The 15,750-nt window shown below is 38.5% G+C and carries 14 protein-coding genes and 1 tRNA gene; 13 read left to right on the top strand and 2 right to left on the bottom strand.

The features are described 5' to 3' along the window. The 11 genes from B9T16_RS16630 to B9T16_RS16680 form a co-directional block, all read left to right on the top strand. Window positions 1-634 (top strand): ParB/RepB/Spo0J family partition protein (locus B9T16_RS16630; protein ID WP_410245287.1); only part of this gene is annotated, 634 nt, incomplete at its 5' end. Window positions 635-691: 57 nt separating this feature from the next. Then, entirely contained in the window at window positions 692-1,399 is a 708-nt protein-coding gene (locus B9T16_RS16635) for a vWA domain-containing protein (protein WP_410245288.1), read from the top strand. Window positions 1,400-1,411: 12 nt separating this feature from the next. Further along, entirely contained in the window at window positions 1,412-2,338 is a 927-nt protein-coding gene (locus B9T16_RS16640; RefSeq protein ID WP_410245289.1) for a PP2C family serine/threonine-protein phosphatase, read from the top strand. A 4-nt stretch (window positions 2,339-2,342) separates the two neighbouring features. Further along, window positions 2,343-3,689, top strand: coding sequence for a protein kinase domain-containing protein (locus B9T16_RS16645; protein WP_006616386.1), 1,347 nt, complete (start codon window positions 2,343-2,345; stop codon window positions 3,687-3,689). Between the two features lie 51 nt (window positions 3,690-3,740). Continuing rightward, window positions 3,741-5,090, top strand: coding sequence for a VWA domain-containing protein (locus B9T16_RS16650; RefSeq protein WP_410245290.1), 1,350 nt, complete (start codon window positions 3,741-3,743; stop codon window positions 5,088-5,090). A gap of 52 nt (window positions 5,091-5,142) precedes the next feature. After that, the gene (locus B9T16_RS16655) at window positions 5,143-6,153 is read left to right on the top strand and encodes a PBS lyase (RefSeq protein WP_410245291.1); all 1,011 of its coding nucleotides are present in this window, start codon (window positions 5,143-5,145) and stop codon (window positions 6,151-6,153) included. Window positions 6,154-6,332: 179 nt separating this feature from the next. Then, window positions 6,333-7,004: a hypothetical protein gene (locus tag B9T16_RS16660; RefSeq protein ID WP_006617036.1), complete on the top strand. Its 672-nt coding sequence runs from the start codon at window positions 6,333-6,335 to the stop codon at window positions 7,002-7,004. 441 nt (window positions 7,005-7,445) lie between these two features. Further along, window positions 7,446-7,913, top strand: coding sequence for a hypothetical protein (locus B9T16_RS16665; RefSeq protein WP_410245292.1), 468 nt, complete (start codon window positions 7,446-7,448; stop codon window positions 7,911-7,913). A gap of 140 nt (window positions 7,914-8,053) precedes the next feature. Further along, window positions 8,054-8,506 (top strand): hypothetical protein, encoded by a 453-nt coding sequence (locus B9T16_RS16670; protein ID WP_410245293.1) that lies wholly within the window; start codon window positions 8,054-8,056, stop codon window positions 8,504-8,506. A gap of 214 nt (window positions 8,507-8,720) precedes the next feature. After that, a complete protein-coding gene (locus B9T16_RS16675; RefSeq protein WP_410245294.1) occupies window positions 8,721-9,392 on the top strand; it encodes a hypothetical protein in 672 nt (223 codons plus the stop codon). A gap of 38 nt (window positions 9,393-9,430) precedes the next feature. Next, on the top strand, window positions 9,431-10,750 hold the full coding sequence (locus B9T16_RS16680) for a cytochrome-c peroxidase (protein ID WP_410245295.1): 1,320 nt from the start codon (window positions 9,431-9,433) through the stop codon (window positions 10,748-10,750). Window positions 10,751-11,952: 1,202 nt separating this feature from the next. Here the strand turns inward: B9T16_RS16680 and B9T16_RS16685 are convergent. Then, window positions 11,953-12,357 carry a hypothetical protein gene (locus B9T16_RS16685; RefSeq protein ID WP_410245296.1) on the bottom strand — a complete coding sequence of 135 codons (405 nt, stop codon included), beginning with the start codon at window positions 12,355-12,357 and terminating at the stop codon, window positions 11,953-11,955. Window positions 12,358-12,601: 244 nt separating this feature from the next. Next, on the bottom strand, window positions 12,602-13,231 hold the full coding sequence (locus B9T16_RS16690) for a hypothetical protein (RefSeq protein WP_035735611.1): 630 nt from the start codon (window positions 13,229-13,231) through the stop codon (window positions 12,602-12,604). Between the two features lie 503 nt (window positions 13,232-13,734). Between B9T16_RS16690 and pyk the strand changes: the two genes are divergently transcribed. Continuing rightward, complete coding sequence (pyk, locus tag B9T16_RS16695; RefSeq protein WP_014277326.1) at window positions 13,735-15,513, top strand: pyruvate kinase; 1,779 nt, start codon at window positions 13,735-13,737, stop codon at window positions 15,511-15,513. 65 nt (window positions 15,514-15,578) lie between these two features. Then, a tRNA-Thr gene (locus B9T16_RS16700) sits at window positions 15,579-15,650 on the top strand. Window positions 15,651-15,750: the final 100 nt, after the last annotated feature.

Raw genomic sequence — 15,750 nt, forward strand, 5'->3', positions numbered from 1 at the left:
ACTTGAGACGATACCGGCCCAAGTTAAGGAGATGAGCGATGCTGAGGCTTTGCAGTGCGCTTTGACTGAGAATATCCAGCGGGAGGATTTGAACCCGATTGAAGAAACCGAGGCGATTTTGCGGCTGTTGGCTATCAACTTAAATGACTCAGTGGAAAAGGTGCGATCGCTACTGCACCGAATGAAAAACGACGCTAAGAAAAAAGTAACTACCCATAGCGCTATGGGTAAACCAGAAGCCGAAATTGTGAAATCCACATTTGACTCCCTAGGTAGGATGTCCTGGGATTCATTCGTCAGCAATCAATTACCTATGTTGAAACTGCCACCAGAAATCATGAAAGCTCTGGGTGAGGGAGAGATTGATTACACCAAAGCCAAGGAAATAGCCAAGTTAAAGTCCGAGAAGGAACGGTTGGCGCTGCTATCAGAGGCGATCGCTCAAAACTTGACCTTGAGACAGGTGCAAAAATTGGTAAGGGAAAGGAAAGTATCAGAAATGCCAGACCAATTGGAAACTGAGATATCCGACATGACGAAACAATTCCGACGTTCAAAGGCTAGGCTATCTCCTCAACAACGTTCCGAAATTGAAGCCTTACTGAAACAGTTGAAGTTGCTCATGTCGGAGTAAAAAAATATGCTAGGATAAGGCCAAGAGAAAGTGTGAATCGATCAAAAATAAACGAGAATGCCTACAAGACCGGGTGGAGAAATAGCTTCCAGACCTTTGCACTTCATATTTCTGTGTGATTGCTCTGGATCAATGACGGTAGATGGTAAAATCCAATCATTAAATGCTGCTATTCGGGAATCTATTCCCCATATGCAAGCGGCAGCTAGTAGTAACCCAAATGCTCAGGTTTTGGTGCGAGTTATTAATTTTTCTAACGGAGCACAGTGGCATATTGCTAGTCCGACAAAAATTGAAGCGTTTAAATGGAAAGATTTGGAAGCTAATGTGAATGCTCTAACAGATATGGGCAAAGCTTTATCAATGCTATCAGAACAAATGAAAGTTCCTCCTATGGAAGAAAGGGCTTTACCTCCTGTACTGGTATTAATTTCAGATGGTCAGCCTACCGATGATTTCAAGGCCGGATTGAATGATATCATGAAGCAGCCTTGGGGCAAAAAATCTGTGCGTATTGCCATAGCTATTGGCAAAGATGCTGACGAAGAAGTGTTGCAAAAATTTATTGGTCACTCTGAGTTAAGACCACTTAAAGCGAACAATCCAGAAGCTTTAGTTGAAAGAATTAAATGGGTATCAACAGTGGTTTTACAGTCTGCATCTTCACCACCTAGCCAAATTTCAAGCTCATCTCACACACCAGTGACTGTACCAATTCCAAGTGTAGTTCCAGCAAGCACACCTTCAGTAGATGATGTTTGGTAAAAGGAGAAATAAATGTCCAATCATCATAACAAGCAGGAATGGCAAGTTATTGGAAAGACAGTTAGAGGTTCTTCCCATGTAAGAAATAATTTACCTAATCAAGATGCTATGGGGTGGTGGCCAGACTCAAAAAAAGGCCATTCATTAATTTTAGTGGTTGCTGATGGTCATGGGAGTTCTAAAAGTTTTCGTAGTGACCAAGGTTCTAGGTTAGCTGTTAATTCAGCCAAACAAACGTTACAKGATTTCTTAACTGAGATTTCCAAAACTGATTTAGTGCAAAATTTAGCATCCATTAAACAAATAGCTGAACTAGATTTGCCAAAGGAACTAATTAAAAATTGGAAATCAGAAGTTCAGAAAAATTTTTCAGAACATCCTTTTACAGATGAAGAGTGGATAAAATTGAAAAATCAAGAAGGAATTCAACAGCGAGAACAAGTTGAAAAAAATCCATTTATTGCCTATGGAACAACCTTGCTATCTATTGTAGTTACTGATTTTTTTATCTTATATATTCAACTGGGCGACGGTGATATTCTTTGCGTTGATGAACAGGGAAGAACAGAAAGACCTTTACGCTTAGACAAAAGATTTTTAGGAAATCAAACAACTTCTCTTTGTTTACCAGATGCTTGGAAAGAGTTTCAAGTTAGATTAGTTCCTTATCCAGAGAGAATGCCAGAGTTAGTATTGGCTTCAACTGATGGATATTCTAACTCTTTCCGAACAGAGGAAGATTTTATAAAAATTGGAAAAGACTACTGGGAAATGACTTATTCTAATAACCTCATTGAGTTAGAAAATCAATTAGAAAATTTTTTGAAAAGTGCTTCTGAACAAGGAAGTGGCGATGATATTACACTAGGGATTATTAAGCGGCTACATCAAAATAAATCCAATAATTTGTGCCACAATCAAGTAATAAATCAGGAGTAATAAAATGAGTCAACTACTTAAAAATGGGCAAGTTTTTTTTACAGTTCAATCCAATACACAAGGCAAAGTTGAAAAATTTCTTGGAGGAGGAACACAGGGAGAAGTATATCAAGTCAATTTAAAAGATAAAATTTTAGCTTTGAAATGGTATTTCCCAGAATGGATAAATCAAGATGATAAGCAAAAAAGTAGATTAGAAGAAGCTATAAAGTTGGGAATACCGACTGACAGATTTTTGTGGCCATTAGAGATAGTAAACATACCAGATATCCCTGAAACTTATGGTTATATTATGCCACTTCGAGAAAGCCGATTTAAAGGCGTGGTAGATATGATGAAAAGGCAAGTAGAGCCCAGTTTTCATGCACTAGCAACAGCAGGTTTTGAGTTGTCAAATAGTTATTATCAGCTCCACTCAAAAGGATTATGTTACCGGGATATTTCATTTGGAAATGTTTTTTTTGACCCAGATACAGGAGAAGTAAGAATTTGTGATAATGATAATGTAGATATTAATGGCAAGCCCGGTATGATTGGAGGGACTCCTGATTTTATGGCTCCCGAGATTGTAATAGGCAAGTCCCATCCTAGTAGTTTTACCGACCTTTATTCTCTAGCGGTACTTCTGTTTTATTTATTTCATGTTCATCACCCGCTTTGTGGAAAAAAAATGCTCCAAATTAAATGTTGGGATTTAGCAGCGCGGAGAAAAATATTTGGAGAAGAGCCAGTTTTCATTTTTGATACAGATGATACATCTAATGAAGCTCTCTCCAAAGATATTGATGAAACAGGAGAATGTGGAGATAATGCTCTTGCCTTTTGGCAAATTTATCCTAAATTCTTTCGTGACTTATTTACTAAAGCTTTTACTCAAGGTCTTCGAGATCCAGAAAATGGCAGAATAGCAGAAAGTATATGGCGAGGAGAAATGATTAGATTGCGAGATTCTATTTTTTACTGTAGTAACTGTGGATCTGAAAATTTTTACGATTTAGACAAACTCAAATCATCTAGTGGCGATCCAGGAAAATGCTGGTCTTGTGAAAGCCATTTAGCTATCCCACCCAGAATTAGATTTAAGAAGAACATTATTATGCTCAATAACAACACTAAGATTTTCCCGCATCATGTTGATGATCAAAAACGATATGATTTTTCAAATCCGATCGCAGAAGTAATCCAACATCCCACTCAGCCAAATGTTTGGGGATTAAAAAATCTTTCAGATGAAAAGTGGGTAGCTAATGTTAATAATTCAATCAAAGAGGTAGAACCCGGTAGAAGTGTAACTTTAGCTTTAGGAACAAAAGTTAATTTTGGTAAAGATGAAGGAGAAATAAGAGCTTGAAAATAAATTTATGCTATGCTCTATAAATAACACAAATAGCTGGTGGCAAAAATGGTAAAAAGACCTGGCGGAAGTTTATCAGTAAGACCTCTTAACTTTATATGGATTTGCGATACATCAGGGTCGATGTCAGTGGAAGGTAAAATTCAATCTTTAAACGCTGCAATTCGCGAAGCGTTACCCCATATGGTAACTGTAGCAAGTGAGAATCCTAATGCTAATGTGCTTCTAAGAGTTTTAAAATTTTCTCATGGGGCAGAATGGTATTTTCCATCAGCTATTCCGATATCAGACTTTCAGTGGAAAGATTTAGTTGCGGATCCACTTCAGCAACCCAAGTTAGATATTGTATTTCTAGTAGATACAAGTGGCAGTATGAGCGATGAAATTGATGCTGTAAAAAGGAGCTGCGTTTCATTTGCAGATCAAATTATCAAAGCTGGAGCTAATGTCAGATTAGGTTTGGTTGGTTTTGATATTGGAGGTCATCGCGGATCGAGTATGGGCAAAGCCTATAAAGTTTATAATTTGTCTCGTTATACCATTGGTGTATGGCCTTTAAATACACCTGAAAGATTTAAGAAAAATATTCAATCTCTATCTCTCGGTTTATTTGGAGGCGGGGGATGCTATTTAGCTCAACGCGACACCGTTGACATTTTTCCTCATGTTATTAATACGTTTGATAATTCTTCTGAAAATACTCGAATATTAGTCATTATATCAGATGAAATGGGTGGCAATGAAGGGCTTTCTGATATTGTTTCCCAACTCAAAAGTGCATCAATTACCAGTCATGTTTTGGGCGTTTCTGGAAGAGAAGGAGCACATAAATCTATTGCCCGCATGACAGGTGGCGAGTTTTGGAATATTACAAAAACTAAGGGGGTTCATAATTTTGAGGATCTATTAGGAACAGTTGCAGACACGATCGCAAAAGAAGTGACTCAAAAGTTAGCAGATGGGACAACTTCTTCAGGAACCGATATGGGTACAGCTTTAAAGCTAGTTTCGCAAGAGTTGAAAATACCCCCCATGAATGAAAGAGCTCTGCCTCCTGTTTTAGTATTAATTTCAGATGGCCAGCCCACTGATGACTTTCAAAGTGGACTGGATGAGCTTATGAAGCAGCCTTGGGGGAAAAAAGCAGTCAGAATTGCTATTGCTATCGGCAAAGATGCCGATGATGCAGTGTTGCAAAAATTTATTGGTCACACAGAGCTAAAGCCATTGCAAGCTAACAACCCAGAAGCTTTATTTAAATACATCAAGTGGTCATCCACTATAGTATTGAAAGCAGCATCATCCCCGGTTAGCCAAACTGATTCATCTTCTAAGAGTAATTTATCTATTGCTTTGCCTCCAAGTCCTGAAGTTTCTTATAGTGGTGGAGTTTGGTAAAGTAGTGGAAAATTAATATTTAGTCAAGTTCATCTTTATCAATGAAAAACTAATGAAAAATCAGCCCCACCCTCGGAAAGTGCTTGGAGAAATAATTGCTAAAGATCCAAACTTGTTGCAAGATAGGCAAAGATGCGAAGCATATTTGCGAGATATGTGTCCTGCTTATAAACGCGAAATCAAAATTTTAATTGATGCACATAGGGAGGGAGTACCTAATGATTTGATTTCAAGCAAGCTTCCGCCTGAATTATCTATACAAAATATTTCTCAAAAATTGCAAAATAACTGTGGATTGTCTCTCGAAATGTCTAAATGGGCGGTCGAGTCATGGGCAATTGCACTAAAAATAATTGGTGTCTCATCTACTCATAGCTCTGTATTAGGAACTCCTAAAATGACAAAAAAGCACGACATAAAAGTGACAGTTATATCTTTCATACTGGCAACCTTTTCGCTGTTTATTTTGATGGTATTTGGATATAAATATTTTGGATATCCTAAATTTTTATCCCGTCAATATGAAGCTCACGAACCAATTTATACAAATTTATATAACTTAGAAAGTTCGTTTCCTCAAGAGCAATACTCTAAGTATATAGAATTAGCGAAAAAAAATATTTTATCTTTCCCGGACACAGCACATATAAGGTATTCGCTAGGAACAAATGAGCCAATTAGTTTGAACAACAATCATACAACTAACCTCAATAACAATTTAAATCTAGAAGCCATTGGATATTTAGATGCTTCTGGTGAGCAAGCCTTACCATTTACAAAGCAGGATATATTACAGCTAATTGATGAATTCTCTGACAGAATGAATAACAACTCTATTCAGGAATCCGATACAGTAGAAGTTTTAAGCTTAGTCTGTATTGAAGCAAACAGTAACACAATTTATCTGATGAAAAATATTAGTATCCAAGCAATTTTAAGAGATATAGTTAATTCAGCAGTTAACGAAGGCTTAACATTTTTAGAGTCGGATATTGACTTGACTCAATTAGAAATCAATCAGAACTCGCCATCATCAAATTTGATGTCTGGTCGGTATCAGTAATTTATAAAAGTTTTTGGAGGTAATGGTTCAGATAATAAAAACATATATATCCACCCTCCCAATTCAAATGGATTTTGTCTAAAATGAAGTTTAGGTCACTCTCAGGCAATCTCAACTATAACCCCTAAAACTAAAGTTGCTTGCTTTCCATTTTGATTTTTACTGGAAGAACAAATCGCATGAAAAAATCCTCTGTCTGGAAAAAAATAGCCTTGGCTTTCTCGTTTGTAATTTCTTTAGCCCTGATTATAAGCTTATCCAAGCCATCAAATGCAATTGACTCTCGTTATCAGAATTTAATTGACTTAGGAATTATTGACGCTGTAGCCACACCTCATGAACTAGGATTAGACCAGCTAGGACAACAACCCGTAGATTTAAGTGCGAACCCTAGCTTAATGAATTCTATAAGGCGTGTGAACAGAGAGGTTATGCAAATGCCTGAAAATGCTAGATTGATATTTCCTATTGGGACTAACTCTCCTATTAAAATGGGAGATATTCCACAGGATACAGGTCATCAAGCCGATTCAAGAAGTGATGAATATGAAGGTGAAGGTTATGTAGATGGCAGCGGAAACCCTCAATCTTTTACAGCGGGAGATGGAGTTGAAATGACAACAGCAGAGTTACTTGGTAACGGTAGCATTGCTATGGATTTTAACTCTCAACATATTTTAGTAGCTGATGCAAGCCGTACATTTTTACAAGTACGACGCTATCCAACTATTAATCTGATAGTTCGCAACAAGCGGACTGGAACAAGAGCAGTAATGGTAAATACAAACTTGAATGCAGTTTGCCGAGATTTATTAAATGCTGTTTTAAACAGCAACTTGCGCAGTTCTTAACCGTTCAAGTTCGGTCACTTTTCACTTGATAAGATTATCAAGTGAAAGGTGGCTTATTTTGAATCAACAAAAACAATCGATGCAGTTCAAATTAATCTAGTTTAGATTGTAGTTAAGCGCGTCACTACAGTGACTTGCTTCTGACGTTAAGTTTTAAAGAATCACCAAAAATATCATGAAAAATCCGCTTTCTGGAAAAGATTAGCCTTGGCTTTCTCGTTTCTAATTTCTTTAGTAATGATTATAAGCTTATCCAAGACTACAGATGCAATTGACTCTAGTTATCATAATTTAATTGGCTTGGTAATTATTGAGGCTGTATATACACCTCATGAACTAAATTAACTAGGGTTCAAACAGCTAGGAAAACAACCAGTATATTTAAGTGCGAATCCTAGCTTAATGAGGGCTATAAAGCGTGTGAACAGAGAGCTTATGCAAATGCCTGAAAATGCTAAATTATCATTTCCTGTTGGTACTAACTCTCCTATTAGAATTGGAGAAATTCCAAATGATACCGGTCATCAAGTAGATTCAAGAAGTGATGAATATGAAGCTACAGGTTATGTAGATAGCAGCGGAAACGCTCAATCTATTACAGCGGGAGATGGAGCTGCAATGACAAGAGCAGCATTGTCAGGCACTGGTCACCTCCTAAGACACCAGTGTTCATTGTCAAGATCCGAGTTAAGTTGCCAAGGTAACACTTCTACTGATTTTAACTCTCAACATATTTTAGTAGCTGATGCAAGCCGTATATTTTTACAAGCACGACGCTATCCAACTATTAATCTGATAGTTCGCCACAAGCGCACAGGAAGACAAGCGGTAATAGTCAATGCTAACTTGTATGCAGTTAAACGAGATTTATTAAACGCTGTTTTAAACCAAACTTTACGAATATATTAATTGGTAAATTTTGTCAACTATCAATAAAATAAGCAATGAAACTTTTGTTAATCTTCTTGTTAACGTCCATCTTAAATTTTTCTATTTTTTTTGATTTGACATACCTCTTTGAAAATCATTTTACGGATACTATTAATGATATGTATATTCAAGAAAAAATCTACAATTTAATTGATTTTAAGTCGTCAAATATAAGCTTAATAGACATAAAAAAATATAGTAAAGTTTCTAAGAAAGAGTTGCTAAAACTTAGCTCTGTTTTCAGAGATATCGCTAGAGCTTTAGGATCTGGGTTTTCAACAAAGGATATTTTTTATGACAAATATTCAGAAATTTCCATGACCAATAATGAGATAATAAATATTTTATACAGTGCTAGTCATATTAAAGATTCTCAAGGAGATTGGGTTTCGTTAACCGTGGGACAATCACTAAAACTGATCACTCAACAACTTAATTACTTGGAAAACTTAGAATCCAAAAAAACAATTGATTTGTTGATTAAAAATGATACAAACAATCATGATCAACAAATTCTTAACGTTCCTTTAGATTACTATTGCCAAAGCATACTTCAAAAACTTAAATTATGACTAAGGAAACTCTCGACCGAGCAATATGTCGATTTTTATGTCTTTAGAAGTTCAATTTAGTTTGGAAATCTTTTGGCGATAATTGATTTTAATAAGAAATTCATATAAATTAATCTATGCAGTTAAACTTAATCTAGTTTACAATGAAGTGGTAATTGATAACGTTACAACATTTACCGACTTCTGACGTTTTGTTAAAATTACAAAAAATCTCATGAAAAAATACTCTCTGTTGAGAACATTGGCTTTAGCTTTATCATTTTTAATTTCTTTAGCACTGATTATAAATGTATCAAAGCCCTCAGATGCAATTGACTCTGGTTACCAGAATTTAATTGACTTAAGAACTATTTATGCTGTAGCTACGCCTCATGAATTAGGGTTAGATCAGCTAGGACAACAACCCGTAGATTTAAGTACGAGTCCTAGCTTAATGAGTTCTATCAATCGTGTGCGCCGCCAGCTTATGCAAATGCCTGAAGATGCTAAATTGTTATTTCCTGTTGGTACTAACTCTCCTATTAGAATCGGAGAGCTTCAGCGAGACAGAGGTCATCAAGCAGATTCAAGGAGTGATGAATATGAAGCTGTAGCCTATGAAGATAGTAGTGGGAATATTCAACTTCTTACAGCGCAAGATGGTGTTTACATGACAACTGCTGAGTATAACAATAGAGGGAATATTGCTAGTGATTTAAATTCCCAGAATATTTTAGTAGCTGATGCAAGCAATACATTTGTACAAGCACGACGATATCCAAATATTAATCTGATAGTTCGCAACAAGCGCACAGGAAGATTCTGGAAAATTACCAACGCCAACTTGAATGCAGTTTGCCGAGATTTATTAAATGCTGTTTTAAACAGAAATTTACGCAGAATTTAGGATTTAAAATTATGGGAAATATAACCTGAATTATGCTTATGTTTGTGAAGTTTATTTTAAGCCTATTAATAATTTTTGGGGTGATTTTCTCTGTCGAACAACCAGTTCTTTCTGCCAATGATCCTGAGCATACTTATTTGGATATGCAGCTTAGGCAGTTAATTAATTCGATCGCCCCTAATAATAGTGGTTATCAGTATTTTATTCTACCTGATTCAGAAAATCTTAGTGCAATACCTTTTGATCCTCAAAATGAATTAACAAAAGAAAAAATTGATCTTGGTCAAATGCTGTTCCATGAAACGGCTTTGTCTATTAATCCAATTAATAGTAAACATTGGCAGGAAGCAAGCTGTGCATCTTGTCATTTTGCAGAAGCTGGATTTAGATCAAATTTGCCACAAGCATTAGGAACAGGAGGAATAGGAGCAGGTAAATTGCGACATCCAGATCCCGATGCTTTCCCTGCTGAAATTGATAAGCAAAATATTTTAGCTCCATCTGTATTAAACAGTGCTTACCAAAAAGCAATGTTATGGAATGGGCGTGCAGGCTCTACTGGAGTTAATGGCAAAGAGAAGCTAATTCAGAGCTTCGATATTAATAGATTTAAGCTGGATGGGTTAGAAACCCAGGCCATTAGTGCAATGAACGTCCATAAATTAGGAACAGCCGCGATCGCTCTCATACCTGAATACCAAAAGCTATTTGCTAGTGCTTTTCCTGATCGCCCTTATGTAGGATCAGAAGTTGAAGACTTGAAACGAGCAGGATTAGCAATTGCAGCTTATGAGCGGACTTTATTAAGTAATGAAGCGCCTTTTCAAAAATGGCTAAAAGGTAATAAAATGGCTATGTCAAAAAATCAAATTAGAGGCGCAATTACCTTTTTTAGTTCATCTTGTGTTCACTGTCATACTGGACCAAACTTAGCAAGAGACGAATTTTATGCAGTAGGCTTTGATGACCATCCAAAAGATTGGACTGGATTAAATTTAGGGAGAGGTACAGCTACACAACGAGCCAAGGATGACTTTAAGTTCAAGGTTCCGCAGCTTTACAATTTAATAGATAGCTCTCCTTATGGTCATGGTGCATCTTTTACAACTGTACGACAAATTGTTGAATACTTTAATAATGCAAAACCTCAAAAGATGGAGGCTAAATATTCTGGTAACTTAAGTATATTTTTTAAGCCTCTTAACCTAACTAATAAGCAAGTTGATGATTTAACTTATTTTGTAGAAACTGGATTACGAGATCCTAATTTAATTCGGTATGTTCCAAGCAAAATCCCTAGTAGCTTGTGTTTTCCAAACAATGATGATTTGTCAAGAAAACAATTAAATTGTGATTAATTTTTGAGTAAAATAATCAAATTATATTTGAATATTTAAAGCCATTCAAGATAATTATACCGATTTAAAAATTATGTTTTAATGACTCTATCCTTTTGGATTTATAAAGTCAAATATGTTTTGTTTGGTTAGGTAAATTAAGAGTTTATTTTAGAATTATTTATTATGACAATAGTTGAACTTGCACTATTTATAGCCTTTTGAGTTTTTGTAATTTTATTGGCCGCAAAAATTTTAAATAATCCTTCAGAATTTTATACTAAAACACCGTGGTTTGAGATTACATTATATGTTAAATCTCGGGCAAGTAAATTGAATGATTGGCTACTGCCACCTTCAGGATATACTCGTTTTCGTTTGCCTAATCACAATAATTTAATCTCTTTTAAGTATCACTGTTTTATGAATACTATTGCTGTAATTGTTAGTGTATTTACTTGTGTCTTAACTTTGATGATCTTGGCAGAGTTAAAACAAATTTTATTGGTAAAATTAATTCATCAAATTGTTTGGGGTTTACCCACCTATTGGTTTTTTTATGTATTTTCAATGCCTTGTATTTTTTTGTTAATCAAGAAACTATAAGTTTCTTGGTTAAGAGCTTTATTAATTATTCATATTGTCTTATTTGTTAATGGTAGATTTAATGAATTATTGTGGGAATACAAAATTATAACTGAAGATATAACTCTGATTGTTATTTTTTTTGAAATTCAATTTTTTTGGTTAAGCTTATGCAGTTGGATTAATTACAAATTACAGTGGGATTAGGTTGGAAAAAACAACTTTAGGGTAATTATTTACGACATGATATTTGCCATTTTTGATAAAAAATAAATTGATTATATGATTATATATAAATTGATTATATTTATTGGGATATGAACATTTTGCCAGAACGGCTATGTAGCGATTTGGGCTGGGTGAAACCCAGTGAAACCCAACCAGCGAGAGTGCCGTTTTCCGACCCCTAACCTACTACTAAACTTATGATGATCGCGGGTTGGCGAGGCAGTAGCAATGATAGGTTGGCTTTGGTTTTACCCACTGTAAAATTCATATATATAGCGGCACAGTTGTCTATTCTTATAGGATAGGTAAAATCCGGGTATTTGTCAAGGTAAAATATCAGCCATGTAGGTTGAGTGAAACTCAACATCAGTTAGAGATGGTAGGGTTGGGTTTCGTGACCTCCACCCAACCTACTCCACTTGGGGGAAAGTGCGATCGCCTAATTTTCTACCACTTCCCAAAACCGCGGCCATGTGGGTTGGGTGAAACCCAACATCAGTAGGTTGGGTGAAACGCAGTGAAACCCAACAGCAGTTAGATATAGTGCGATCGCCTAATTTTCTACCACTTCCCAAAACCGCGGCCATGTGGGTTGGGTGAAACCCAACATCAGTAGGTTGGGTGAAACGCAGTGAAACCCAACAGCAGTTAGATATAGTGCGATCGCCTAATTTTCTCGGACTTCCCAAAACCCCAGCCATGTAGGTTGGGTGAAACCCAACATCAGTAGGTTGGGTGAAACGCAGTGAAACCCAACAGCAGTTAGATATAGTGCGATCGCCTAATTTTCTCATACTTCCCAAAACCCCAGCCATGTAGGTTGGGTGAAACGCAGTGAAACCCAACAGCAGTAGGTTAGGTGAAACGCAGTGAAACCCAACAGCAGTTAGATATAGTAGCCTTGAGGTTTCGTGCCCAGCGTAGAACCTACAAGCCACTCAATTGCTGCGATATAATTACTCAAAAACTGCAATTCTGCTTCTAACCGTTAAAAAACAGTCTCTGATAGTTGTCCGGTGAGTAAACCAGGCGGGTGATAATTTCAGCTTTTTTTAGTGGTCATGGTTGCCAATCTATCCTCATTGTAGACATGATCAGGTTCATCACCTGCAAATCAATCACATCTATTCTTTCCCCATAATCTCCCGCAGAAATACTAATGATATATCGTCCATTAGGATGTATTAGCCGCCCATACCGATAACGCTCAGGATAACTCGTTTGCACTATATAAATTACCGCCTCCTGTCCCGCAATAGTCGTAAAATTAGACTCTAAAATCTGGCTGTAACTGCTTCCAGTAGCCGCATTGCGTAAAATATCACGAACATTGCCGATATTGCTAGGACGTGGTTCAATGGTAACTCTCACGTCGGAAACTTGGTGTCCATAGCCTCTCATTCCTTCCCTTCTCCCACATTCCAAAAACTCGACATCAGTAGGGTTACGAACGGCAATAGATAACTGTTGGCGATGTCCTCTCTCACTTCGTAGTTCCGTGTAATAATTAGCTGGAATATCAAAGCGCAAGCCATATTCACGGTTAATAATTTGGCGGCGACGTTGGGAGGGTCGTTCTTGGTTATCATTAGAACAGGGTGATGGACGCTGCGACTGCGCCGGAGTGGCTAACAACAGGTAGCTACTCATTAACGATATCACCGCATAAATTCCTAAGTTGAGCTTCATTTTCTCGAATTTTACCAATCATTAAGTTTTCAGGGCTAATCTTCTTTGTCGGTTCGGTGAAACTAGGGTGAAACCAATTTTTTCGGTCAGAGATGGTGGTGTTTGGTTTCACTGGGACACACACACTACAATTTTACTTTGACGGCGACAGTACGATTTATCTCTAGGTGACGCGCCCTACAGTAACTGAGGGGTTCCCCATAGTTAAGGGTTGAATCCCGGCCATAAAGCACCACTATACGCGCGAAACCGTCATTTTTATCAATAGACACCACAGGGGGAGAAATCGGGATCGCGCGGGGAAATAACCAGCCTAGATCATCCGTCGCGACGGCGCAGCCTGTCCCGCGCCCGGACCGATTCATCTGCTCTCCCAGTCAGATTCTAGGGGGGTTTTGCGATAAATATGCCACGATCATGGTTAAATTTTCTTAAAGTGATTCTAGTCGCACCTAGGTGCGCCAAAACTAACAACTATCAACGCCTGGGACTGAGTTAACGTTATGCGATCGCCAAACTTAATACATAGAACCAAAATTGTCGCCACCATTGGACCGGCGACCCAAAAACCGGATGTACTCAAGGCGTTGATAGAAGCGGGAGCAACCACTTTGCGCTTGAATTTTTCCCACGGTAGCCATGAAGACCACCAGCGCAGCATTCGTTTGATTCGTCAGGTATCCTTTGAATTGAACAAGCCTGTAGGTATTCTTCAGGATTTACAAGGACCCAAGATTCGCTTAGGAAAATTCGAGAATGGGTCGATCAAATTGAACCGAGGTGATCACTTTATCCTCACCAGCCGTGACCTTCCTGGAAACGAGGAGATCTCCTCTGTTACCTACGAACCTCTCGCTGATGAAGTCCCCGATGGCGCGACCATTCTTTTAGATGATGGTAAGGTCGAGATGCTGGTGGAAAAAGTAGACCGAGACAAGGGAGAACTACACTGTCGGGTAGTCGTCGGTGGTGTCCTCTCCAATAGTAAAGGGGTTAATTTTCCGGGGGTCTATCTCTCCATTAAAGCCATGACCGACAAAGACCGGCGCGATTTGATGTTTGGCTTAGATCAAGGGGTCGATTGGGTCGCCCTCAGTTTTGTCCGCAATCCCCAGGATGTCTTGGAAATTAAAGAATTGATTGCTAGTGCGGGTAAGGATGTCCCCGTCATCGCCAAAATCGAAAAACATGAGGCGATCGAACAAATGGAGGAGATTTTAGCTCTGTGTAATGGTGTGATGGTGGCGCGGGGTGATTTGGGGGTGGAGTTACCTGCTGAAGATGTGCCACTTTTGCAAAAACGCTTGATTGTGACGGCTAACCGCATGGGAATTCCCGTGATTACTGCTACTCAGATGCTTGATAGTATGGTGAGCAATCCTCGTCCGACTAGGGCGGAAATTTCTGATGTGGCTAATGCTATTCTTGATGGTACTGATGCGGTGATGCTGTCTAATGAAACGGCTGTGGGTCAGTTTCCGGTGGAAGCGGTGGCGACTATGGCTAGAATTGCTAACAGAATTGAACGAGATGGGATTACTCGTAATGTTCTCAAGGTGGAGGATACGGGGCGATCTATTCCTAATGCGATTAGTCAAGCTGTCAGTCAAATTGCGATTCAGTTAGATGCGGCGGCGATTATGACTTTAACTAAAACTGGCGCTACGGCGCGCAATGTCTCGAAGTTTCGCCCCCAAACTCCGATTTTGGCGATTACTCCCCATGTGGAGGTGGCGCGTCAGTTGAGTTTGGTTTGGGGGGTTAAACCGCTTTTGGTTTTGGATTTACCTTCTACGGATCAGACTTTTCAATCGGCGGTTAATGTGGCGCGGGAAAATAATTTTGTCGCTGATGGGGATTTGGTGGTGACTACTGCTGGGACTTTGCAGGGGGTCGCAGGTTCTACGGATTTGGTTAAGGTGGAAGTGGTGACGGCGGTTCTCGGTAAGGGAACTGCTATCGGTCAGGGAACTTTTACTGGTCGCGCTCGTGTGGTTAACCAGCCTTCTCAGGTGGGTGATTTTAACCCTGGAGAAATTTTGGTGGTTTCCCAAACTAATGCGGATTTTGTGGAGGTTATGCGTAAGGCGGCTGGTGTGGTGACGGAAGTTGATAGTTTGACTAGCCATGCGGCGGTTATTGGTTTGCGCCTCGGGGTTCCGGTGATTGTTGGGGTGAAAAATGCTACCCAGGTGATTCGTGATGGGGTGATTCTTACTTTGGATATGCAGCGGGGTGTGGTTTACTCGGGCGCAACTGCCTCGACTCCTGATCCTGTATAATCAGCGTTGACAAGTTTTTGGCTGGCGATCGCTCAATTATATTATGTGTTACAATGGGCTACTGTGCCGATGTAGCTCAGTGGTAGAGCACTCGATTCGTAATCGAGCGGTCGCGGGTTCAAATCCCGCCATCGGCTTTTGAAGCAATCTCTTATCCTGACTGCGATTATCGGAATTCACTTAACCCGATAGTCGCACCGCACCGTTACATTCAAAATGCACTCCATTCAGTCTTAG

Source organism: Arthrospira sp. PCC 8006 (assembly GCF_046480465.1).
GTDB classification, from domain to species: Bacteria; Cyanobacteriota; Cyanobacteriia; order Cyanobacteriales; family Microcoleaceae; genus Limnospira; species Limnospira platensis.